General features: G+C 59.1%; 9 protein-coding genes and 1 pseudogene. 5 read left to right on the plus strand and 5 right to left on the minus strand.

The window, feature by feature from the left end; all coding sequences use genetic code 11:
* Positions 1-5: 5 nt before the first annotated feature.
* Positions 6-2,165: a type I secretion system permease/ATPase gene (locus ACQ4OE_RS24970; RefSeq protein WP_430948253.1), complete on the minus strand. Its 2,160-nt coding sequence runs from the start codon at positions 2,163-2,165 to the stop codon at positions 6-8.
* Positions 2,166-2,305: 140 nt separating this feature from the next.
* Positions 2,306-3,664, minus strand: coding sequence for a TolC family outer membrane protein (locus ACQ4OE_RS24975; protein WP_122591815.1), 1,359 nt, complete (start codon positions 3,662-3,664; stop codon positions 2,306-2,308).
* Positions 3,665-4,197: 533 nt separating this feature from the next.
* Between ACQ4OE_RS24975 and ACQ4OE_RS24980 the strand changes: the two genes are divergently transcribed.
* The 4 genes from ACQ4OE_RS24980 (at position 4,198) to ACQ4OE_RS24995 (ending at position 18,799) form a co-directional block, all read left to right on the plus strand.
* Positions 4,198-12,084: a retention module-containing protein gene (locus tag ACQ4OE_RS24980; RefSeq protein ID WP_430948254.1), complete on the plus strand. Its 7,887-nt coding sequence runs from the start codon at positions 4,198-4,200 to the stop codon at positions 12,082-12,084.
* A 277-nt stretch (positions 12,085-12,361) separates the two neighbouring features.
* Complete coding sequence (locus tag ACQ4OE_RS24985; protein ID WP_430948255.1) at positions 12,362-14,296, plus strand: hypothetical protein; 1,935 nt, start codon at positions 12,362-12,364, stop codon at positions 14,294-14,296.
* A gap of 203 nt (positions 14,297-14,499) precedes the next feature.
* Complete coding sequence (locus ACQ4OE_RS24990) at positions 14,500-16,320, plus strand: hypothetical protein (RefSeq protein WP_430948256.1); 1,821 nt, start codon at positions 14,500-14,502, stop codon at positions 16,318-16,320.
* Between the two features lie 871 nt (positions 16,321-17,191).
* On the plus strand, positions 17,192-18,799 hold the full coding sequence (locus ACQ4OE_RS24995) for an autotransporter outer membrane beta-barrel domain-containing protein (protein ID WP_430948257.1): 1,608 nt from the start codon (positions 17,192-17,194) through the stop codon (positions 18,797-18,799).
* Positions 18,800-18,869: 70 nt separating this feature from the next.
* On the opposite strand, the gene ACQ4OE_RS25000 is transcribed toward ACQ4OE_RS24995, so the two are convergent.
* Together ACQ4OE_RS25000 and ACQ4OE_RS25005 are read right to left on the minus strand one after the other, a co-directional pair.
* Positions 18,870-23,381, minus strand: coding sequence for a hypothetical protein (locus ACQ4OE_RS25000; protein WP_430948258.1), 4,512 nt, complete (start codon positions 23,379-23,381; stop codon positions 18,870-18,872).
* A 292-nt stretch (positions 23,382-23,673) separates the two neighbouring features.
* The gene (locus tag ACQ4OE_RS25005) at positions 23,674-24,033 is read right to left on the minus strand and encodes a DUF6124 family protein (protein ID WP_430948259.1); all 360 of its coding nucleotides are present in this window, start codon (positions 24,031-24,033) and stop codon (positions 23,674-23,676) included.
* Between the two features lie 484 nt (positions 24,034-24,517).
* On the opposite strand from ACQ4OE_RS25005, the pseudogene ACQ4OE_RS25010 reads away from it, so the two are divergent.
* Positions 24,518-24,634: pseudogene (locus tag ACQ4OE_RS25010) on the plus strand (DUF6124 family protein); the annotation flags it as partial.
* A gap of 171 nt (positions 24,635-24,805) precedes the next feature.
* Here ACQ4OE_RS25010 and ACQ4OE_RS25015 read toward each other — a convergent pair.
* Positions 24,806-25,823, minus strand: a 1,018-nt coding sequence (locus ACQ4OE_RS25015; protein ID WP_430948260.1) for an Ig-like domain-containing protein, incomplete at its 5' end; no start/stop codon positions are given.

The raw sequence follows: 25,823 nt of genomic DNA on the forward strand, positions 1-25,823 counted from the left end.
AACTCCTAGACCGCCGCCGAGCCGACACGGCCCTTGCGCAGTGCATCGATGACCGCTTCTTTCGGACCGTCAGCGACGACCCGCCCGTTGTCCAGCACCAGCAACCGATCCACCAGGCTCAGCATCGAGGTGCGGTGGGTAACCAGCAGCAAGGTCTTGCCTTGCACCCAACCGTGCAGCTTCTGCCGCAGTTGGTCTTCGCTGCTGTTGTCCATGGCGCTGGTGGGTTCGTCGAGCAGCATGATCGGCGGATCGAGCAGCAGCGAGCGCGCCAACAGCACGGCCTGACGTTGGCCGCCGGAGAGCAATTGCCCGCGTTCACCCACTGGCCGGTCGAAACCTTGCGGATGCTGACGGGCCAGCTCCGTCACGCCGGTCAGTTCGGCCACTTCGAGCATCCGCGAATCGCTGATATAGCGGGCGCCGAGGGTGAGGTTGTCGCGCAGGCTGCCGGCCAGCAGCGGCAAGTCGTGGGCGACGTAACCGATTTGCTGGCGCAGGTCGGCGACATCGAGTTGGCGCAGGTCGAGGCCGTCGAGCAGCATCTGGCCTTCCTCGGGCTCATAGAAACCCATGACCAAACGCGCCAAGGTACTTTTCCCCGAACCGCTGCGGCCAATGATGCCGACCCGTTCGCCGGGTTTCAGGCTGAACGTGACATTGCTCAGCGCCGGCGCATTCTGGCCGTTGTAGTGAAAGGTCACGCCGTTGACGTCCAGCGCACCTTGCAGTTGCGTGCGCTCCAGCGGCCGCTGTTTGCCGTCACGTTCCTGCGGCAAGGCCATCAGCGCGTCGGTACTTTTCATGGTCAATTGCGCTTGCTGATAACGGGTGATCAGCCCGGCGATCTGCCCCAGCGGCGCGAGCACACGGCTGCCGAGCATGTAGGTAGCGACCAGCGCACCGACGCTGAGGTTGCCGGCGATGATGCTGTAGACCCCGGCGACAATCGTCGCCATCCCCGAAAACTGTTGAATGAACAACGTGCCGTTGGTGGCCAGCGCCGACAGATTGCGCGCATGGCTGTCGAGGCGGGTGAGGGCGCCGTGAGTACTTTCCCATTTGTGCTGGCGCTCGCTTTCGGCGCTGCACGCCTTGAGGGTTTCCAGACCGCCGAGGGTTTCGATCAGCACGGCCTGGCGTTCAGCACCAAGGCTCAGGCTTTTCTGCACGGTGTCGCGCAGGCGTACCTGAATGATCATGGCGAAAATGATCGTGATCGGAAACGCCAGCAGCGGAATCACCACCAGCCAGCCGCCGAGCAACCCAATCACCGCCAACATCAACACGACGAAGGGCAGGTCGATCAGGCTGGTCAGGGTCACCGCCGTGAGGAATTCGCGCAGGCCCTGGAAGTCATGAATGCTTTGGGCAAAACCGCCGATGGTCGCGGGCCGCGCCTTCATCGACATGCCGGTGATGCGCTCGAATAAAGTCGCGGAAAGGATCACATCGGTTTTCTTGCCGGCGGTGTCGAGCAAGTGCGCGCGCACCACCCGCAACACGAGTTCGAAACCGGTGCCGATCAGCAGGCCGATCGACAGCACCCACAGGGTCGACGTGGCCTGATTCGGCACCACGCGGTCGTAGGTCTGCATGACGAACAGCGGCACCATCAGGCCCAAAAGGTTGATCAGAAAACTGGCGAGAATCGCGTCACTGTAAAGCCATTTCGACAGCTTCAGGGTGTCGCGAAACCACGCATGCACGCGTGGCACCAGCGGTGAGCGCAGGTCTTCGAGTTCGTGGCGCGGGCGGGCGAACAAGGCCTGGCCGCTGTAATGTTCGGCGAGTTCTTCACGGCTGATCCATTGCTCGCCGCCATCGGCTTCGCTGGGCAGAATCAGCGCTTTGCCGTCGTCGCCGAAGCGCCGCAAAACGGCGGTGCGACCGTCGTTGAGCAGCAGCAGAATCGGCAGGTTGAGTGGCGAGATCTCCTTCAAGTCTCGGCGCAAAATACGCGCCTGCAGCCCGGCCCGAGCCGCGGCGCGGGGCAGCAGATCGAGACTCAGGCGTTGTTTGTCGAGAGGCAGCCCGGCGCTCAGGCTGGCGCGACTGACGGTCGCGCCATGCAGTTTGCAGAGGATCAACAGACCGTCGAGTAACGGATCATCGAAGCTCAGCCGCGGATCGATCCCGGAGTGGCCGGGTTCCATGCTGGTCATATTGATCGCCTCTGTAGAACGGGCTCAGGTTGATCGTTCCCACGCTCTGCGTGGGAATGCCTCTAGGGACGCTCTGCGTCCAGTGACGCGGAGCGTCACGGGCTGCGTTCCCACGCGGAGCGTGGGAACGATCAAGATCGCTACTTCAGCTCTGGCAAACGAGCTTCGTTTTTGACCTCGGTCGCGGCGATCGCATCGGCTGGGAGCACCACCCGTTGTTTGCTCAGCAACTGGCCCATGTTCGCCAGCACGCGGTACATCGAATATTCCTCGGTGTAGCGGATTTCGGTGTAGCGACGGTTGGCGTTGTAGAGCTCGTTTTCACTGTCGAGCAAGTCGAGCAGGGTGCGTTGGCCGAGGCCGAACTGATCCTGATACGCGGCACGCACGCGTTTGGTGGTTTCGGCGTATTCGCGGGCGGTCGGGGTCTGCTTCTTCGCGTTCTGCATGGCGTTCCAGGCCAGGCGAATGTTCTCGTTGAGCTGACGCAGGGCGTTGTTGCGGATGTCCATGGCCTGATTGATGTCGTGGGCATTGGCGGCCAGTCGGGCCTTGTCGCTGCCACCACGGAACAGGTTGTAGTTCATCACCACACCCACCCGCCATTCGTTGTCGTGACCTTCATCGCCCTGCACGTTGTTGTTCGCACCCACGGCAGCCTCAGCATCGAAGCGTGGATAGAACGGCGATTTGGCGACTTCGTACTGGCTCTCGGCCGATTGCACGTCAGCCTGGGCGGACTTCAGATACGGATTGTTGTCGACCATGCTCTGCTGGGCTTCGCGCAAATCGGTCGGCAGTTCGCCACGGGTCGAGGCCGGGGTTTCCAGCTCATCGGGCATGCGTCCGACCACGCTGTAGAAGTTGGCTTCGGCGTCGGACAGATCGACTTCAGCCGTGTCGAGGTTGTTCTGCGCCAGCGCTTTACGCGCGACCGATTGATCCGAGTCAGCCGTGCTGCCGACGCCGCGTTCGGTGCGCAGGCCGATCTGATCGTTGACGCGCAAGTGCGCCTGCAAGTTATTGCGGGCCAGGGTCACCAGTTCGCGGCGCTTGAGCACTTCGAGGTAGACCTCGATGGTGCGCAGGGCCAGATCCTGGGCGGTGCCTTGCGCGTAGTACGCACGCGAATTCGACACGCCTTTGGTGCGCTCGACCTCGTTGGCGGTGTTGAAACCGTCGAACAGCATCTGGCGCAGCCGCAGCTCGGACTGGGTGTAGTTGAGAATGCGCGTGTCGTGGTTGCCGAAGGCGCGGGTATTGGTGTTGTCGCTGTAACCGCGACCGTAAGCGGCATTCAAATCGACGGACGGATAGAAGCCACCCTTGGCGACTTTGACTTGTTCATCCGCCGACAGGCGGGCGTCCACGCGCGAGGCCAGTTCCGGGTGCGTGGCGATGGTGCTTTGAATAGCCTCGGTGAGGTTCATGGCCTGGGCTTGAGAAGTGCAAGCCATGGCCAGCAAAACCGCGCTGCAGAGGGGGGTTAAAACGCGCATGGGTGCATCTCCCTAAGTCCTGATGGTGTGTTACTGTCGCCAAATATTTGACGATATTTGGAGGTCTAAGCGTTTCACTCTTGTAACAACAGAGCTAAGAACATCCTAGAGCGTAGCTAAGAAAAATTTTTCATAAGGCTTATTCCGAAAAAAACTTATGCGCTTTGTAAAATCCGGCACATTGTTCAGCACGAAAGCCTTTGTTTTATGCGCTTTAGGGAGCTCAAAAAGGCTTGAGGAAAGTTCCATTCACTTTGCGACATACGGCGAAGTACTGCTGAAGGGGAGGGACGCGTAGCGGCAAAAGAGCGACAGATTTTTGTCACTCGGGTGATTCACCGCCGTTACGTAGCGTTAGTGGGCAGGCTGTTTGAAACGGGCGGTGCAAGTGCTTGAAAGTGCTTGGATTTCTCTTCAAATGACCGCTGCGAAACGAACTGTCGAGGGTGCGAGCGTCGCCCCCGGCAACCCGATTGAGCCATGGGCTGCTTCGCGAACCAGTGCTGACGGTGGTCAGCAGCGGAGGAATTCACATGGCAACGCTCATCGGTACAGTCACTAAAGTCATTGGTCAGGTATTCGCCCAAGCCGCTGACGGCACCAAGCGCACACTGGTTGAGGGGGATCGCCTGTTTGCCGGCGATCAACTGATCACCGGCGCAGAAGGCGCCGTCGCCGTGCATTTGCAGAACGGCCAGGAACTGACCCTCGGCCGCGATAGCAGCCTGACCATGACCGGGCAATTGCTCGCTGATCAGGCGGCCCATGTGAACGCGCCGGAGGTTCAGACCCCGAGTGAAGCGCAACTGACTGATGTCGAACAAATCCAGAAAGCCATCGCTGCTGGCGACGACCCCACCAAAACCGCTGAAGCCACTGCCGCCGGCCCCAATGCGCCGGGTGGCACGCCCGGTGAACTGGGCGGCGGTCACAGTTTTGTGTTGCTGACAGAAGTGGGCGGGCGAGTTGATCCTATCATCGGCTTCCCGACGGCCGGGTTCGGTGGCATCCCGGAGTTTCCTGACTATCGTTTTGATGCCGTGGTGGATAACGGCGATGACACGGTCGCGCCGATTACTCCGCCTCCGCCATTGGTGGTCAACAACCCGGTGATCATCGACGGCCTGGCCGTGCCGGGCGGTGAGTTGAACCTCAACGAAGCCAATCTGCCCGACGGTTCGGCGGCCAACCCGGGTGCGTTGACCCAGAGCGGGACGTTCACGGTGGCGGCCCCGGATGGCTTGAGCAGCCTGAGCATCGGCGGCATCAACGTCATCGTCGGCGGCGTGCCGAACGGCTTTCCACAATCGATCACCACGCAATTGGGCAACACGCTGACCATCACCGGCTACAACCCGGCGACCGGCGCGGTCAGCTACAGCTACACCCTCAACGGTAACGAAACCCATGCCGCGGGCGATGGCGCCAACACCCTCAGCGAACAGTTCACCGTGATTGCCGGCGACAACAATGGCGACACCGCCACCGGCACCCTTGACGTCAACATCACCGACGACGTGCCTCGCGCAATCGACGACAACAATGGCACGGCTTCCGAAACGTTGCTGACGCTGACCGGCAACGTCCTGACCAACGACGTGCAAGGCGCCGACCGCGTGCCTACCGGCCCCAATGCCGGGCCGATCACGCCCGGTACGTTCACCGGTACTTACGGCACTCTGGTGCTGAATGCCAACGGCACCTACACCTACACGCTGAACACCAACGACAGCGACTTCAAAAACCTCCACGGCGGCGGCAACGGCACCGAAACGTTCACCTACACCCTCACCGATGCCGACGGCGACACCAGCACCGCTAACCTCGTCTTGCAGATCCATAACAACGACGACCCGGTGATCATCAACGGCTTGAACGTTGAGGGCGGTGAACTGACCGTCTACGAAAAAAACCTCAGCGACGGCAGCGCTCCCGACTCCACCGCGCTGACCCAAAGCGGCACCTTCACCATCACCGCACTGGACGGCGTCACCACGCTGACCGTCGGTGGCATCGCCGTGGTCACCAACGGTGTGGCTGCAGGCTTCCCGCAATCCATCACCACGCCGCTCGGCAGCACGCTGACCATCACCGGGTTCAACGCCACCACTGGCGTGGTCAGCTACAGCTACACCCTGGTCGACAACGAAGCGCACGCGAATGCTAACGGCGCGAACAATTTGCCTGAGCAGTTCGCCGTCGCCGTGGTGGATGACAACGGCACCACGGCCAACGCCACGCTCGATGTGAACATCGTTGATGACCTTCCAAAAGCCGTGGATGACAGCAACCCAACCACCGCTTCGGAAAGTCAGCTCACCTTGACCGGCAGCGTGCTGACCAATGACGTGCAAGGCGCCGACCGTGTTGCCAGCGGCCCAGTGACTGCCGGCACCTTCACCGGCACTTACGGCACCTTGGTGCTCAATGCGAACGGCACCTACACCTACACGCTGAACACCAACGACGCCGACTTCAAAAACCTCCACGGCGGCGGCAACGGCACCGAGAATTTCACCTACACCATTACCGATTCCGACGGCGACACCAGCACCGCCAATCTCGTTCTGCAGATCCATAACAACGACGATCCGGTGGTCATCAGCGGCCTCGACGTCAACGGCGGTGAGCTGACGGTCTACGAGAAAAACCTCAGCGACGGCAGCGCTCCGGACTCCACCGCGCTGACCCAAAGCGGCACCTTCACCATCACCGCACTGGACGGCGTCACCACGCTGACCGTCGGCGGCATTGCCGTGGTCACCAATGGCGTGGCCGCAGGCTTTCCGCAATCGATCACCACGCCGCTCGGCAGCACGCTGACCATCACCGGGTTCAACGCCACCACTGGCGTGGTCAGCTACAGCTACACCCTGGTCGACAACGAAGCGCATCCGAATGCCAGCGGCGCGAACAACCTGCCTGAGCAGTTCGCCGTTACCGTGGTCGATGACAACGGCACCACCGCCAACGCCACGCTCGATGTGAACATCGTCGATGATCTTCCAAAAGCCGTGGATGACAGCAACACAACCACCGCATCGGAAAGTCAGCTCACCTTGACCGGCAACGTGCTGACCAATGACGTGCAAGGCGCCGACCGAGTGCCGACCGGCCCAGTGACTGCCGGTACCTTCACCGGCACTTACGGCACCTTGGTGCTCAATGCGAACGGCACCTACACCTACACGCTGAACACCAACGACGCCGACTTCAAAAACCTCCACGGCGGCGGCAACGGCACCGAGAATTTCACCTACACCATTACCGATTCCGATGGCGACACCAGCACCGCCAATCTGGTGCTGAACGTTCACAACAACGATGATCAGGTCTACCTCAACGGCCTCGACGTGAAGGGCGGTGAACTCACTGTTTACGAGAAGAACCTCAGCTTCGGCACCAGCCCCGATACCCCGGCGCTGACCCAGAGCGGCACCTTCACCGTCACGGCCCTCGACGGTCTGCAAACCCTGACCGTGGGCGGCATCGCGGTGGTCACCGGTGGCGTGGCCGCAGGCTTCCCGCAATCGATTGTCACACCGCTCGGCAGCACGTTGACCATCACCGGTTACAACGAAACCACGGGCGTCGTCAGCTACAGCTACACCCTGGTGGATAACGAAACTCATCCGAACGGTAACGGCGCCAACAGCATCACCGAGAACTTTAATGTCGTCGCCACGGACACCGATGGCAGCACGGCCAGCGGCCAGATCAACGTCAACATCGTCGATGATTTGCCGAGCGCTCACCCCGACGCGGCGTCGGTGGCGGAGGGCGGCACCGTCAGCGGCAATGTGCTGGACAACGACATCGGTGGCGCGGATGGCCCAGCGGTGACGGGCGCGGTGGTCGGCGTGCGTGCCGGCTCCGACACCTCGACTTCGGCCATCGGCGGCCTCAACAGCAACATCAACGGCACCTACGGTTACCTGACCCTGGACGCCAACGGCAACGCGGTCTATCACAGCAATCCGAATACCGTGAACGGCCCGGGCGCGGTGGATATATTCACCTACACCGTGCGCGATGCCGACGGAGACGAAAGCACCACCACCATCACCATCGATGTCTCCAACAGTTGCCTGAGAGCGACCAGCGACACCGATGTTACCGTCTACGAAAAAGCTCTCGACCTGACCAAGGACGGCGCGGATATCGCCGCGGGTACGGTCACCGGCAGTGATCCGACCAGCACCGGCGAAACCGCGTCCGGCACCTTGGTCGGCTCGGTCACCGGGGCCGTCGGCGCGATCAGCTATGCACTGGTCGGCAGCGCCACCGGCAGCTACGGCCAAATCGTCCTCAACCCCAACGGCACCTACACCTACACGCTGACTTCGCCGGCGAGTACCACGCCGCATGCCGACAACGGCGCCAACATCCTGACCGAAACCTTCACCTATCAGGCCACCGATTCGCTGGGCAACCTCGTCACCAGCACCATCGTCGTGAACATCGTCGATGACGTGCCGAGAGCGGTGAACGACAGCAACGCCAACAACGCCTCGGAAACTCAGTTGACCCTGACCGGCAACGTGCTGACCAACGATGTGCAAGGCGCCGACGTGGTGGCGACCGGGCCGAATACCGGGCCGATCACCGCCGGCACTTTCACCGGTACTTACGGCACCTTGGTGCTCAACGCCAACGGCACGTACACCTACACCTTGAACAGCAACGATGCCGACTTCAAAAACCTGCACGGCGGTGGCAACGGCACCGAGACCTTCACCTACACGCTGACCGATGCCGACGGCGACACCAGCACCGCCAACCTAGTCCTGCAGGTGCACAATAATGATGATCCGGTGGTGCTCAACGGCCTCGACGTCAAGGGTGGCGAACTCACCGTCTATGAGAAAAACCTCAGCGACGGCACCAGCCCCGACACCCCGGCGCTGACCCAGAACGGCACCTTCACCGTCACCGCACTCGACGGTCTGCAGACCCTGACCGTCGGTGGCATCGCCGTGGTCACCAATGGCGTCGCCGCAGGCTTCCCGCAGTCAGTGGTTTCGCCGCTGGGCAGCACCTTCACCATCACCGGTTACAACCCGGCGACCGGTGTCGTCAGCTACAGCTACACCCTGGTCGATAACGAAACCCACCCGAACGCCAACGGCGCCAACAGCATCACCGAGAACTTCAACGTGGTGGCGACGGACACCGATGGCAGCACCGCCAGCGGCCAGATCAACGTCAACATCGTCGATGATCTGCCGACCGCCAAACCCGACACCGGCTCGGTGGCGGAGGGCGGCACGCTCAATGTCAGCGTGCTCGGCAACGACATCAGCGGTGCCGATGGCGCCGCCACGGTGGTCGGCGTGCGCGCCGGCAGCAACACCGCGACCTCGGCCATCGGCGGCCTCGACAGCAACGTCAACGGCAACTTCGGTTATCTGACCCTCGATGCGGCCGGCAACGCCGTTTATCACAGCAACCCGAATTCGGTGAGCCCACCGGGCGCCACCGACACCTTCACCTACACCATTCGCGACAGCGATGGCGATGAAAGCACCACGACGATCACCATCAACGTTGCCGACAGCAAACTGGTGGCCTCGGTCGATCAAGACGTCACGGTGTTCGAAAAAGCTCTCGACCTGAGCAAGGACGGTGCGGATCTCGCCCCCGGTACGGTCACTGGCAGCGAGCCCACCAACACCGCCGAAACCGCGACGGGCACACTGGTCGGCGCGGTGACCGGCGGCAGTGGCGCGCTGACTTACACCCTGGTCGGCAGCGCCACCGGCAGCTACGGGCAAATCCAGCTCAACGGCGACGGCACCTACACCTACACGCTGACGTCGGCGCCGAAAACCTCGCCGAACGCCAACGACGGGGCGAACACGCTGAGCGAAAGTTTCACCTACAAAGCCACCGATGCACTGGGCAACAGCACCACCAGCACCATCGTCGTCAACATCGTCGATGACGTGCCGAAAGCGGTGGCGTCGGATCGCTCGGTGGCAGCGGTGGAGATCGATTCCAACGTGCTCATCGTGCTCGACATCTCCGGCAGTATGGCCGATGCCTCCGGCGTGCCGGGCCTCTCGCGGCTGACGCTGGCCAAGCAGGCGATCAGTGCCTTGCTCGACAAATACGATGACCTCGGCGATGTGAAAGTGCAGCTCGTCACCTTCAGCAGCAATGCCGCCGACCGCACCACCGTGTGGGTTGACGTGGCGACCGCCAAGACCCTGCTCGCCGGCCTGACCGCCGGCGGCGGCACCAACTACGATGCCGCGGTGGCGGTGATGCAAACCGCGTTCAACACCTCGGGCAAACTCACCGGGGCGCAGAACGTCGGCTACTTCTTCTCGGACGGCAAACCCAACGAAGGCGACATCGGCACGGCCGACGAAGCCGCGCTGAAAAACTTCCTCGATGCCAACAACATCAAGAACTACGCGATTGGCCTGGGTAGCGGCGTGAGCAACGCCAACCTCGACCCGCTGGCCTATGACGGCATCAGCCACACCAACACCAACGCGGTGGTGGTCACCGATCTCAACCAGCTCAACTCGGTGTTGTCCGGCACCGTGGTCGGCGCGCCGGTTACCGGTTCGTTGCTGGGCGAGGGCGGCACCTTCGGCGCCGATGGCGGCTTCATCAAATCCATCGTCATCGACGGCACCACGTACACCTACGATCCGAAAGCCCTCGGCGGCCAAGGCTCGTTGACGCCAAGCGGCGGCACCAATCACGGCACCTTCAATACCGTGAACAACACGCTGAGCATCGCCACCAACAATGGCGGCACCTTGCTGATCAACCTCGACAGCGGCGACTACACCTACACCTCGCAAAAAACCACCGCTGTGGTGATTACCGAGAACATCGGCTTCACCGTCAGCGACAACGACGGCGACCTCGCCAGCTCGACGCTGACCGTGAAAGTGATTCCCAACGCGCCACCGGTGGCCGTGGACGACCACGTCATCACCAACGTGCTGTCGGGCAATATCGTCGTGCCGGGCGAGCTGCTGCTGGCCAACGACACCGATCCGAATGGCGATACCCTCAGCGCCACGCCTACCAGTTTCAACACCGGTTGGATCTCGAAATCCGCTGACTTCACCGGCACCGGCGCGATCAACTTCACCGGCACCAACGTCAACACCGCCGCCAATCAGAACCTGGCCAACGTGCGCAATTCGTTCAATGCCAACGCTGCGACCATGACCGCCGTGCTGGTGGTCAGTGGCTACCTCGGCGCAGTGACCAACAGCAATGCCAACGATGAAGACCGCATCACCGTCAATCTGCGCCAAGGCGAAACCCTCAACCTCGATCACAACCTGGCGGCGGGTCACGTCACCATGGAGTACTCGATCAACGGCGGCGCCTACATCGCCCTCGCGGACGGGCAAACCCTCACCGCATCGGCCGATGGCGTCTATCAGATCCACATCACCAACATCAGCAACACCACAGGCAGCAACGCCAACGCGGCGGAAAACTATCAGCTGACCATGACCCTCAACTACGCCGGCGCGCACGACGTCACCCCGGACTACCACGGCACCTACACCGCCAACGACAACCACGGTGGCAGCGATTCGGCGGCGGTGACCATCAGCTATCAGGATGGCCATATCCTCACCGGCACCACGGGGGATGACATTCTGGTGGCGGGCACCGGCAACAACATCATCAACGCCGGCGACGGCAACGACGTGCTCACCGCAGGCAGTGGCAACAACGAACTGCACGGCGGCGCCGGCAACGACTTGCTCTACAGCGGCCCAGGCAATGACCTGCTCGACGGCGGCACCGGCATCGACACCGCCAGCTACGCCCACGCCACCGCAGGCGTCACGGTCAACCTCGGCGTGCTCGGTGCGCAAAACACCCTCGGCGCAGGCACGGACACCCTGACCGGCATCGAAAACCTCATCGGCTCGAACTTCAACGACACGTTGACCGGCGACAACAATAACAACGTGATCAACGGCGGTTTGGGCAACGACATCCTCAACGGCGGGGGCGGCGATGACCTGCTGATCGGCGGCATGGGCAACAACACCATGACCGGCGGAGCAGGGGCCGACACCTTCCAGTGGCTCAAGGGCAACAGCGGCCACGACACCATCACCGACTTCAACCCGGGCACTGACAAGCTCGACCTGTCGCAACTGCTGCAAGGCGAAAACGGCAGCACGGCGTCGCTGGACGACTACCTGCACTTCACCGTCACCGGCACAGGCGCATCAGTCATGACCAGCATCGACGTCAGCGCCATGGCCGGCGCCACGCCAAACCAGACCATCGACCTGGCCGGCGTCAACCTCGCCAGCCACTACGGCGTCACGCCGGGCGCGGGCGGGATGATTGCCAGCGGGCACGACACAGCGACGATCATCAGCGGCATGCTCAATGATCATTCGCTGAAGGTAGACACGGTTTGAACTGAGGGCTGAAACGACAAAACCCGCCGTCCCGGTTGAACCGGGGCGGCGGGTTTTTTTCTGTCTAGCGCGATCAATCTGGAGTTGCGGCAGGGGCGCGCGATTAACCGCAGCCGCCGAACTTGATCGACGGCGATAACCGCTGCCTCTTCCGACGAACGGTCGCCAAACCTGTAATTTCTGACAGTAGGCAGGATCATCCACGGGGCGCTAAATGAAGTCATTCCGATAGTGCTGACAGGGCACTGTCCCGCTGCTTTTCAACGGGTGACTGAAAATGGCGAAGCGTGAAAAACCCGGAAAACAAGCTCCAGTCGATGCCTCGTCCAGCATTCTGGCCTTGGATGCGCCTGACGTGCCTGCTGTCATGGACCCGGATGACCCCAAGGGGCTGCTGCCCTTGTCTGCCCTGGGGGACGATTTGGTTGTGACGTTCAAGGAGTTTGGACGCGGAACGGCGGCGGGCGAACAAGATTTGGTCGAACTGGGTTTTATGCCTCGAGGAATGCCTTTCCGCAGGGTGGACCACCGTTGGTATCCAACAGAAGATGTTCTCGTGTTCCCGCAATCCCTGAAAATCCCAAAGGATGAATTTTCACATGGCGTTCACGAAGTCGCCCTTCGGATCTCCCTGTATGGGACCAACCCTTTTGAGGGCGAGCGCAAAGTTCTGACCATCGACACCATCAAACCCAACTTCGGCAATAAACCCAATGCGGTGATATTTCCTGCCGAGCTGGGGGGCATTATCAATGAATCCTTCCTCTCTCAAGAGGGCGAGGTCCGCGTTGACGTGCCCTGGTACAACGACGTTGAGGTCGGTGATCGGGCGGTATATTTCTGGACGTCCGAGCAGTTTCCGCCCGACACGGAAACGCCGATCCGTGAACAGGAATTCAGCGCTGAAGACATCAACGCACGTCGCCTGCGTATCACCGTGTATGCCGATGAAATTCGCGCATGGGGTTCGGGCATTCGCTACCTTTACTACTACCTGCGAGACAGGCCCGGGAACGAAGGGCCGAACTCTTATAACTCGCCAATTGAAGTCGATCTGTCCCCAGCGCCGGGGGCATTGCCGCCACCAAGGGTGCCACTCTCTGTCAGAGGGCTGGTAGATCGAGAGCAAGCGCGCGACGGGGTGATTGTTCAAATCCCGCCATACGATTCGGCCGATTCAAGCCATTGGGCGGCCATTTTCTGGGATGACACGCCGCTCACCGAAGTCCCCGTTGTCCCTTCCGACCTACCCTTGGATGTTCCGGTGCCATGGTCAACCCTGCAAGCCAAAGGTAACGGACCTTTGCGTGCCAAGGTTTATTACAAGATTCGTCAAGGCACCGTGTACAGCCCGCCCTCTCCGGAGATATCGGTCGCTGTCAACCTGACCGTAGCGGGGCAGGATCACGCCAACGCGCCGGCATTGATCAACGCGAACCTGGCGAAAGTTGAGGTGTATGGCGAGAAAACCGTCACCCTGAACACATTGCTCACTGCCGATCATGGCTTTCCCGCGACAGTGAAACTGGCACTTTACGATGCGCCCGAACCTGGGCAGTTTATCGAGCTTTTCTGGGGCAACTACCCGGGGGCTGTGGCCAGATACCTGGTCAAATCCACCGATGTGGCGGGCGCCCCGATCGAGTTTTCTGTGCCGTGGAATGTTATCGACACCGACAAACAGAATCCGGCATTACCCGTCCATTACACCACCCATAACGGTGTGAATCAGCAGCAATCTCTACCGACACCGGTAAAGGTTGCGATCGTGCTGATTGAAAACCTCAAGGAACCCATATTTCCCCATGGGGGCAGGGATCAGACCCTTCATTGCTGCTCAATACCCCGACTTTGGCAGGGCGTTACCGTCAGGATCAGGGCCGACGCCCGTATTGAACAGGGCGACACGCTCCTACTGGTCTGGCAGGGCTGCTATGGGAAAAACGGGACAGATCCAATCGCGGGGACCTATGCCGAAATCAGCAAGGAACTCACGACGCTGATGCCCGGAGAGGCCATCGACATTGTCGTCGAAGATTACGACACCCTGATTGCGCCCATGGTCAATTATGGATCGGCACTCGTTCACTACCGACTGGAAAAGCGCGACGGCGGACGAGGCAAGTCTGCCGAAGACTTTGTGGTCATCAATCGCACTATGCCCAGCGGTGAAATATGTTCACCCAACCGTGACTTGTGTAACGAGAACTGAATAGTTTTCGCGATAGAGCAATGCAGTAACAGCCTGGCGTCTATCTGGAAGTCTGAAGTAGGAATGGATGGCTTGGCGAGTCTATTTGATCAGGAGAGTGTTAATGACTAATTTAAAAGTTTTATCCGCAGCAGATATTGCTCGCAAAAAGTTGTTTGTCTTGCGTCAGTCTTTTAAGCTCGCGAGCAGGTGTTGCGCCGGTAGTGGAGGGTTTGCTGCCAGCCCTTCCGGGAGATGACGTCGCGAAGTTGCAGTTGGCGCGTCAGGGTACCGATTGCAAAGTGATTCTTACCGGTATCGTTCCCCCAGCCGGCGCGAGGCCGGGGGATACATTTATTGCATTGCGCAAAGATAAGGTGGCTGTTTCAGGATGGGTAGAACTTCCCCTTCCCCCTCCAGATCCTTGGGAAATGACGTTGCCAGCAACTGAAACCGCTACGCCCGGACCATTCCGTTTGTCCTACCTGGCATTGTACGGCAGTAACCAATCCGAATCGGAAGAGTCTGTTTTTTTCATCGATACGGTAGCACCGAATCATGGCGCCCCAGGTGAGCCGGCGGCACCGCCCGCGGAGATCGTTGATGGCCTGTTAACACGCGACATACTCGATGCGTTAGGCGACATCACGATGACCATTCCTCCTCCGGATGATATTAAGCAAGGGGATGTCTACATTGCTTACTACGGCAAAAGTGATCCGGGGATCTATGTCTCCCGATATATCGTTGATGTCGACTCGACATTGCCGATTGAAATCAAGATTCCCAAAACCACGATTGAAGCGACGGGGGAGGGGAAATTCATCTTTTATTGCAAGTACGAAGACCGTGTGGGCAACGTAGGGCCATCGTCCAGACCATTTGAGTTGACCGTTCAACTGACTCCGACACCCAGCGGCTTGCAACCGCCAGAAGTACCGGAAAACGATGATGGCGTGGTTGATCTGAAGGATGCCTTTCCGGGTGTGGCAGTGATGATTCCGACCTTCGACAATGGCTTGCCTGGCGATCAGGTTCAGGTCACCTTTGACGGCATCGTTCAACCACCCAAGCCCACGGATGGCACGATTGAGGTGATCGTCGATGTGCCGTTTGCCGATGTGGCGCAAAAGGGCGATGGTCCACGGGGCGTTGTCGTTACCTATGCAATTGTCCGCAATGGTGATGTGTTTCCAGAACCTACCGGGACTACCATTAACGTCAATCTTTCGATTCCGGGCCCTGATAACCCTGAGCCCGACCCGGAAGTGGGCAATCCCAACCTTACGGAGTTGGTGGTCAAAGGATCAACCGACGATGACGTATTGGAGGAAGCAGATGTCGGCACTACCGTCGATATCGACCTCGAACTTTATACGGGGGCAATCTTGGGCGACGTAGTGCACCTTGTTTGGGAAGGATCCAGAGTGCCAGGGGCGGACGGGCTTTATACCGTAACCGGTACGGAACCTGCAGGATTCAAAATTCCGTTCAAGTTGCCGTCGGCTGTATTCGAGGCTACCGGAAACGGTATCAAAGTTGCCCGATACGTAATTACCAACGTGGCAAATGGTGATAACGAAAACCCTTCGAAACCCACGCCGGTCGATGTTTATATCCTGCCGGTAACGCTTGCGCCGCCAGTTATCCAGCATCTTTCTACAAACCCTATAGGTCTTATCTATCTCGACTGCTTTTCTCTGCGGGATATCCCGGTAGTGGGTAAAGCGGCGATCGTCAGAGTAGCCGGTGGTGCGCCACTCGTTGCGAATATGACGTTGAGTTTCAATTGGGTTGGTACTCCGGGGGCACCTGGCGCGCCACCTGTTGACGATTTCCCTTTTGAGAAGACCTTGCAAGGTAACGAGCACATCAACGGGTTTGATGTGTACTTGCCCTACACCACCGCACTTAAACCGATCAGGGATGGGGACGGGGAAATAAAATATACGACTGTACTGGATGGCAGGACGCATACCTCTCCCTCGCACAAAGTAAGGGTGCTCGCAGTCGACTTTGACGATAATTACTGCCCGGGAACGTAGGCGACATAGAGGCGGCAACCAACAGGCGGGGGATTTTTCCCCCGTCTACTATTCACACGCAAGTAAGGATTTTTTCCGCCTTGATGAAGGATTAATCCTACATAGAAAATGGTTGGCTCCTTGTACATTGCGCCTCGATTCGTAGGGTTTTTTCTCGGTACATGTTCGTTGCCATTTTTTAGGAGGTTTCATGGGCGCCTGTCCAAATCGGTTTCCGGAAATGTTGTCAAGAAAGCGTTTGGCTTGGTTGTCCTTGGCACCATTGTTCTCATCCAGCACTTTGGTTTTCGCTCTGACTTCAATTGAAGCAGGGCAAACCTTGACGATCGATCAAACCACAGCAGCCGATAATTATCGCGCGCGCAATGGCGGTGTATTGAACGCCAACGGGGCGAATACCTTTGAGGTTCTGATCAACAGCGGGTCTCAGTTCAATGCCATTGGCGGAACTTACGCAGGAAGGTTGGGCAATGCCGGAGTGAGCGTCACCAATGCCACTGCCAATGTGGGGGGAGCCAATGTGACCGGTACACGAATGGGCATGTTGATCAATCGAGCGGCGAGTACCACCACAGGTTCAACGGCCGTGATCAGTGACAGTCGCATTACCGGCCAGACTTCCGGCATCGAGGCCGGAGGTGGCAGTACTATTGAATTGACTAATTCACATCTGACGGGGGCCGGCGCAAACGGCGTGGGCCTGAGCTCTTTCGGGGCTGAAGCCCGGGCTATGGGTGGCACCATGACGGGCGGACTTTACGGTATCCGACTGCGGGCCGACACCTTAGGGGTCGGGAGTGGCGCCAATGTGTCGCTGGACAACGTCCAGGTCCAAGGACTGAGCGGGGCGGCAATCTTTGCGGACTCAGGGGTGACCTCGCAAATACAAGTCCTGAACTTCACCCGCCTGCTCGCCGGTAACGGGGTTTTGCTGGATATTCAAGAAGCCTCGAACGTGACGATGACCACGGCCGACAGTACCCTTGAAGGTAACATCAGTGTCACCGGCAACAGCACTGCCAATCTTGTGTTCGATCATGGCCACATGGTCGGCGACGTGCTCACCGATGACAGCTCCAGTGCAAACGTCACGCTGGAAAACCAGTCGCAATTCACGGGTCGTCTGGACAAGGTCGACAGCGTCAATATCCGCAGCAATTCAAACTGGACCCTGACCGGCAATGACACCGTCGGCGCCATCAGCATGAACGGTGGATCTGTCACCTTTGGTGCCGCAGATGCGCCAAGCACGTATTACCAGTTGAACGTCGGCTCGCTGGCCGGTAACGGTACGTTTGTCATGAAGGGCGACTTCGTCACGGGTGAACATGACTTTCTCAATGTGACCGGGCAATCGGCAGGCAACTTTGATCTCGCCGTGGCAGCGTCAGGCCTGGATGCGGTATCGCCGCAGCAATTGACGCTGGCGCACACCGCGACCGCTGACGGTGCGAATTTCGCTCTGGCGGGCAGCTCCGTGGTGGATGTCGGCACCTGGTCTTACAGCCTCGCCAATCGGGAAAATGCCGACGGTAGCCGGGACTGGTATCTGGATCCCACCACCGCTGTCATCAGCCCCGGCGCACGTTCGGTGCTGGCTTTGTTCAACACCGCACCTACGGTCTGGTATGGCGAGTTGAGTTCGCTGCGCAGTCGCATGGGTGAGTTGCGTCTCAACGGTGGCCAGTCCGGCGGCTGGGTTCGCACCTATGGCAACAAGTACAACGTAGCCGACGGGTCGGGCACGGCTTATCAGCAAACCCAACAAGGTTTCTCCCTCGGCGCCGATGCGCGGTTGGGTGACAGCGGCGTGTTGGTCGGGGTGCTGGCGGGTACGAGCAAATCCGATCTGGACGTGGAGCAGGGCACCTCGGGCACGGTGAAGAGTTACTACGTCGGTCCGTATGTGACCTGGCTGGACAGCGACACCGGTTACTACTTCGACGGTGTGCTCAAGTTCAACCGCTTTCGCAATGAATCGAAAGTCAGCCTGAGCGACGGCGAACGCACCAAGGGCGATTACGACAACTGGGGCGTCGGCGCTTCAGCGGAGTTCGGTCGGCAGATCAAACTGGCCGACGGCTATTTCATTGAGCCGTTCACGCAGCTGTCGGCGGTGCAGATTCAGGGCAAGCGTTACACCCTGGATAACGACATGGACGCCGACGGCGATCGCATGCGTTCGTTGCTCGGCAAGGCCGGCGCGACGTTGGGGCGCAACATTGGTTTCGGCAACGGTGCGGTCGCCCAACCTTACGTACGCGCGGCACTGGCCCATGAGTTTGCTTCGAACAACGAAGTGAAGGTCAACAACAACCAGTTCAACAACGATCTTTCCGGGTCGCGCCTCGAGCTGGGGACTGGCATCGCGGTGGCCATGTCCGAGCAATGGCAGGTGCACGCCGACCTGGATTACGCCAAGGGTGAGCACATCGAGCAGCCTTGGGGTGTGAACCTTGGGGTGCGTTGGACCTGGTAGGTCTTCTGGTCGGAGAAAAAACCTCGTAACAACGAGGTTTTTTTTCGCATTGAAACGACTGTTGCGAGGGTTATATGAGGCCTACCCCGCGAGCGGCAACGGTGTGATTGACCTGACCCATCTCGTTACCCAATGTCAACGACTTGGTCCAGTACCTCACAACAATGAAACTGCTGTGCACGGTATTGCTCCAGTACTGCGCGTTGTTGTTTGGCCAGCGAGAGCCATAGGCCGCATGAATTTCTCGCAGCTCAGCAATTGATGGCATACGCGCTCCGCGTTGGGCGACAGCATTCTGGATATTGCCGAAGGTACTGCCATCGATATCGAGGAGGCGAATGGCACCCGTGACATTTACGGTGTAACTGCCGGACTGACCGATAGTATCCCTGACACTGATCTGTGCGGAGCCTTTGCCTCTGACGGTGACGTAGCCACTGCCGTTAACCACGGCGACGCTGGTGTTGCTTGAGGTGTAGCTATAACCCGGCGCCCCTCCAGATGCCTGATGCTGCACGGAGGTTCCAGGACCGAAGCCAGGCAACACATCGTCGCGGCCGGCGTAGATGTAGATTTTTCCGCTTAACGTGACGGTGCTGGTATTGAAGTACAACGGCGGAATCGGCGAAATCACGGTAAAGCTGCGCGTCACTGAATTCTGGCCGGTACTGACCGCTCTTGCATACATCGAATGGCCGCCAAGCCCCACACTCAGCGCTGTGCTCCAGCTACCGCCCGCACCCGTTACCGTCGTACGCGCAGAGCCGTTGTCATAGATCTGGACCTGCCGACCGGGCGTGACCGCGCCCGACAGCGTGACGGAAGTGCCTTTGGTTTGCGCACCGTTTGGCAGCTCAACCGAAAAATTGTCCCGAACCGACACCAGCGTTACCGCGATATGGGCCGCCACGATGAAGTTGCGCGCCGCGCTTTCCCCCGGCGTCACGGGATACAGCGCTTTGGCCGTCATGCTATGCGACGTGATCGCCAGACTGCTGACAGCGCTCGACCATTGCCCGTTGGCTCCGATGGTCACCGGATTGCCCACCGCGGCACCTTTGTTGTGAATCTGAATTTGCTCGCGAGGTGTGCCGGCACCACTCAGGGTCACGGCGGTGTCGTAAGTCGTCGCGTTCTGCGCCACCTGCCCGATCGTATCAACGACGCTGGTGAGTGTCGGCGCGATGTGGGCGGCGACGGTGAACAGGCGCGGCTCGGACACCGGCTCGCTGCCGTACGCGCCCGTGGCGGTCAAACGGTATTGCTTGAGCGTCAGGCCGGTGAATGTGTAAGTCCAGTCGCCCGCAGGGTCGACGTCCACTGTGTCGATGGACGCAGTGCCGTCCATCAAGGTGACTTTCTCGTTGGGGCTGGCCTTGCCGGTCAGGTCGACGCTGAGGTAGTAGGTGGTGCCGCCGGGGGCTATATCACCTCGGATGTCACTGACCCGGGATATCGTCGGTGTAATGGCTTGCGCGGCGCGGAAGGCATAGGGCGGACTGTCCGCAGGATCGATTTCATACAGGGCTCGGGCGGTCAGGGTGTAGGTTTTAACGGCCAAGCCATTGAGTCTGTGACTCCAGTCACCTTTGTCATCGACGTTCAGGGTGATGACGGCTGTTGCGGTTTCGCGCAGCTCAACCCGCTGCTCCGGTGTCGCGCTGCCTTGCACCAGTACGCTGTTGTCGTAGGTGATGGCGCCAGGCTGGACAAGCCCACGGGAGTCGGTGACCGAGAGGATTTCCGGCGTTTGCGCAAACTTCACCGTAAACGTTCGGGGTGCGCTCGATACCGGGTTGGCGTCATAGCGCGCCCTGGCGGTGATGCTGTATGTCTTTTCGATCAAAGGTCCGATCTGCCGGGTCCAGACGCTGTTGTCGCCGACCAGAGCGGTGCCCATCGAGGTCGATGCACCGTCGAACAGTTCCACGGTTTCGCCACGAGTGGCGGTGCCTTTGAACGTGACCTGCTCATCCCGGGTCTTGTCACCCTCCGGGATATCGCCCCGCGAGTCGCTGACGTCGGTAATCACCGGCGTCACGTAGTCGTATCGCGTCCTCACCGTCACGGTCAGGTGCGGAAACTCGATCGCGGCGTACTCTTGCGCCGTGCCGTCGAACGCCACTTTGCAAACCGCAGTGGCCGGTGTGGAGTGGCCGAGTTTCATCAACTCGCTTCTGAGCAGGGGTTCATGCAAGCCTGCGCTGATCTGGCCAGTGTTGATCTCCACGCCTTGTAGCAAGTGGATCACATGGGCGTCGCCGGCGGTTGTCTTGCCCTCAAGGCGCAACCATAAGCATTGCCTGGGGGCGATGTGCGGCCACTTGTCGACACGAATGGCGGCATTGCCTGTGAACTCCATCAGATCGAGCACGCCATTCACGGCCTGAGGAATCTGCGGGCGCGGCAGCTGGTTTTCCGGGTCCTGAAAATCCAGGACCTTGAGGCTCAAGGGTTGCGAAGGGGTGATACGCCCGTAACGTTTGACGTGGTAATCGATCAGCACGGTTTTGTTGATGTTGGCGCCGACCACTTGCGGGTCGAGTTGAAAGTTCACCGTGCCGCTGTCGTCGCCGGGTTTTTCCTGATCATCCGAGGTGCCGGCGCCGGGGGTGCCGAGCCATTTCAGATTGATCAGATCGATCTTCGAATCCATGCTCAAATAGCTGGTTTTGACGTTGACACCGGTGATGGCTTTCATCGGGTCCAGCGTGCCATCGATAGCTTCATCGACTTCCGGCGGTGGCAAATCCCCCAGCTTGTAACCGATCAACAGGTTCAAAGTGGCCGAGTAGCTAAAGAGGCCAGTCTTCGCGTGTTTGAGCACATATCGGACTTTTACATACTCGCCGATGTTGGCTGAGACATACTCAGCGTCGACCCTAAACCGGATCGGTTGAGTGACGATGGGGGCGGTGATGGGAATCCAGTCCGAGGTGCGGGCGAAGGGACCGGTCCAGTAATAGGTGAGGATGTCTTCCCTTTCTTTCGTCAAATTTTCGATCAGTACCGTGACATGGTCGAACACCTTCTCCGGGTCGAGCACATCGTTCTCTGCCTCCGGCACGACCGGTGCCGGCAAGGTGGCGCGGACGGCCCGAACCTTGACCAGCAAACGTTCGGACTCAGCGACAGGGTAAATCGAGTTTTTGTCGTTGCTGACCCGATAGGACAAATCCAGCTGCCCGTTGTCGAGAATGATGATATGTCGGCCCTCCACGTAGAAGGTGATCAGGCCGCTATCGGCTTCGTTGCGAGTTACGGTGTGCTGGTCTTCGTGAAGGTAAGGCCGGCCATCGGCGAGCTCACCCAGCCAGATCAGATTGACCAGGTCACCGCTGGCCATTGAGGGGTAACGAACATCAACCGTCGCGAGCGGCGTATCGCTCTCAAGTATGTCGCCGATCAGCTCTTGAATCGTCGGTTCGGGGAGCAAGTTCACATCGCCCACCACACTGGCAAAAGTGCGTTTGGATGACTGGGGTGGGCTGCCATCTTTCTTGTGCAGCACGTAAGAGGCATCGGCGCGGCCCATGGCGATGGCGCGTACATCCTCATAGGGCACGCTGAGTTCCAATATGCTGGGAATGTTGTCGACGGTTCGGCTCACGGTGTGAATCATCGGTTTGCCGTTTTCGGGCGGGGTGCCGATCCACGTCACCGTGACGGTGTCACCCAGGTCGAAGTCTTTGGCAACCACATGAACCTGCACGGTGACGGGCTGTTTGTCCAGGTCGCGGATGGTGATGATGCCGTTGATTGATTGCTTGATGATCGGCGCCTCCAGACGCCAGCCGCCGGCGTCCACGCCAATGTGTGTCAGTTGGGAATGATGATCTGCCCAGTTCCAGACTTCGTCATGAACATCGTAAATGACCCTCAGGGATTCGCTGTCACCACCACTCAGGATCGCCTCGTGATCAATCTGGATCACGATGGGCTCCAGCTCCTGCGCCTGTTGCTGGGTGACCAGGTGCGAGGCGAGGGCGAAGGTGCCCCAGTAAATGCGGATCGAGTCGCGTATGGCAATGTCCTCGTAGAACGGCACCGTGACCGGAAAGCCTTTTTTTGCCCACTCGGCGTCGATGACACCTTGCTCGATCAGTTCGGGCGGCAGCTTTACGGGAAACAGTCGGGAGTGACCCTGTTCGGGCTTGTGAGGGTCAGCATTTATCCATCCCGGCCTGTACAACTTCGCCAGAAACCGCGAGGGCACGGAAGGCTCATCCGGCACCGTCTCGCCCACCCGCGTCAGCACGTAGTAACAGTCCTCGATCAAGCCAGACACCTTGGGCGCTGGCACATAGAAGAACACGGGCTGATTGACCTCGTGAGCCATCACCTTCAACTCAAGAATTTTCTCCGATGCCCAGTAGATCTCGAGTTTGTCGTCTTCATTCATCTTGAGGTAAGGGCTGATCCGGCAAAACAGCCCTTTGGTATTGGCAGCCATTCTGATGTCGATCCCGCCATCAGCGTCCACGATCGGCGTGTGCATGCCCGAGATGTGTAACGGTCGCAGGGCCAGCGATGTGTTGTCGTCATCCACGGGCGGAAACAGCGAAAGCGTTTTCGTCGACATGAGCAGGCTCCTTGCTTGAACGTGGCGCTGTGATTCGAGCGCGACTGGTCAAGGGATTGAGCCTCAGAGAGGGGAGGTTGCCAACTGTCAGATCTGACAGGTGAAGGCTGTTTTCCGATGAACGGAATCATGTTGACCGTGAAAGGGCACTCCCTTGCGGGGGCGCCTGATCGTGTTGATCGGTCCCACGCTCTGCGTGGGAATGGCGCCCGGGACGCTCCGCGTCCCCTCCAAAGCCGAACGCAGAGCGTCCGTTGAGGCATTCCCACGCGGAGCGTGGGAACGATCATGTTCAGGCAGGTAGATCGAGATTATCCAGCACCCGATTCACCGCCAACTCCCCGAGCATGATCAATTGCGCAATCCCCAACAACGCCCGACGCTGTGGCGCCGGCAGCAGGTGCGCGACGTCCTGGGCGATGGTTTTCGCCGAGGCCAGTGTTTCGCTGGCGTCGGCCAGCAGTGCTTCGTTTTTGTTGTCGGCGGTGACGGCGTACAGGCCGCGGGTTCTGCGTGGAGGTGGTGTTGAACCGGGTGGACAGAGGTAATGGTCGAGGGCGCGGTCGGCGGCTTGGTGGAGCTTTCGCGAATCGATGGATTCGTACGGGGATGTGGGATCGATGTCTGGCGGGTTGGGTGTTGGTTTGATCATGGTGAAACTCCTTGAGATGTGGAGCCGTCATCCATCGCTGCTAAACGGATAGGGTGGCGGCTGTACGCGGGTTAGCAGACCAGGCTCAAGGATCCCGGCGCACCGAAGTGCCCCACGCAAAGCCGCCATAACGTAATGGTGGGACTCGCGTGCCTTGAAAATTGTCGAGCTGCTAAACCCGATCGCTGATTCGTCAGCGACCGCCCCACAATAGAACCCGACCCCAAGGCGCACAAGCCGGCGGATTCTGGCGTAGCTGTAGGCAAAGGCGCAAGGTTGCGTAGCCTGAAAGAGTGTCTGTTGGTGTTGCTTAAACGGCGGTGTTTAAACCACCGAAACCTAAAGCATCACACCCGAGCCAATGTGGGAGCGAGCTTGCTCCCGAAGGCGTCGTTTAAGTTAATAGATACTTTGAACGATACATCGCTTTCCAAAAGTGCGTTTACGCAGGTAGTGGATCGGAAAACGATCTCCCCCATAATTTTCCCTTTTAGCCAGCGCAAGCGAATCTCTCGGCTCGGCCACCAAAATGCTCAACAACGTCGCCGCCCTCTCTGGCTCCTACGATCGCAAAACGTCGCTGGGATTGCGCGGTTTATGATGCTTGAAGCTCAAGTGTTTGATCGATGCTGCTCAGCAGCCGAAAAGCAAATTGCCGAGGTTGCCAGTCTTGGCTGACAACTTCGGCCGAATGAACAGGGTTAAAGAGGGGCTGTGCCCGATGCTCTTGGCATGCGGAAATCTATCTGTATCGAATATAGATTGACGACAATTATTTTCTCAATATATAGGCAAGGGCACTAAAATTACGAGGGAAGGGGAGGACGACGTGGCCGTTGGACGTATCAGGAGCGTTGGTTGAAGACATTATCCAGAGATCACCACTGGCTGAGCTTTCCGCCACCCAACGGCTCTGCTCATAAAGCGGTCCGATATAAATAGCTGTCCAATTGATAAAATTGAGTTTTTGAACTTCCCAGCCTAACGGACGCCCGTTGAGATCCAACGGTGTTGCCCCTACACTCCTCAACCAAGCTATGGCGCTCTGACCTGACATATAGCTGTTATTAAGCAAGAGCGTATAAACACGACTAACTCGTACTTTATAGCTTGTGGAGTTTTTTTTGTTATCCGTGATTGTGATAGTTGCCGTGCCGTTCTTTAGTCCGGTAACTTTTCCATTAATATCTACCGATGCCAGCTCTGGGTGGCTCGACTTATAGGTGTAAGGAGGAACGCCGCCTGTGGGAACTCGCGTGCCTGTATTCCCCGCAACTTCCTTGGCCTGCAACCCGTAATTTCCCGCTGGAATTAATTTAATCCCATTCAAGATCATCTCGCTCGGATCCACGTTGAAGGTACTGACGGTGAGACTTCTCGGCGCGGACTCTGCCTCCAATCCATAGCGAGCCCGGGCGATGTATGTATGTAATCCTTTTGGCAGGTCTGTCGCGGTATAAGCCCAGATGCCGGTTACCGTATCTGCGACTGCATCGCTTAGTGGTGAAGTGTTATCCAGGACGCTGATGCTCTGCCCCTTGCTGGCCTCGCCGGTCAAGGTTACGCGAGTGTCACTTGTTGATCCGCCGGGGGGGATCTCGATGTTTTTGGAGTCTTTGATCGAAGAGATGGTGGGCTTCACCAATGCGGTCACTGTCAAAGTTCGCGGCTCTGACGACTGGCCTGTTCCGTACATCGCCTTGGCCGTAAAACTGTGCGCCGCCACACTTAATCCAGTTACCGTCAGCATCCAGATTCCTGTCACCGGATCGGCCACGGGTTGGCCTTTT

Source organism: Pseudomonas sp. WC2, assembly GCF_050586545.1.
Lineage (GTDB): Bacteria > Pseudomonadota > Gammaproteobacteria > Pseudomonadales > Pseudomonadaceae > Aquipseudomonas.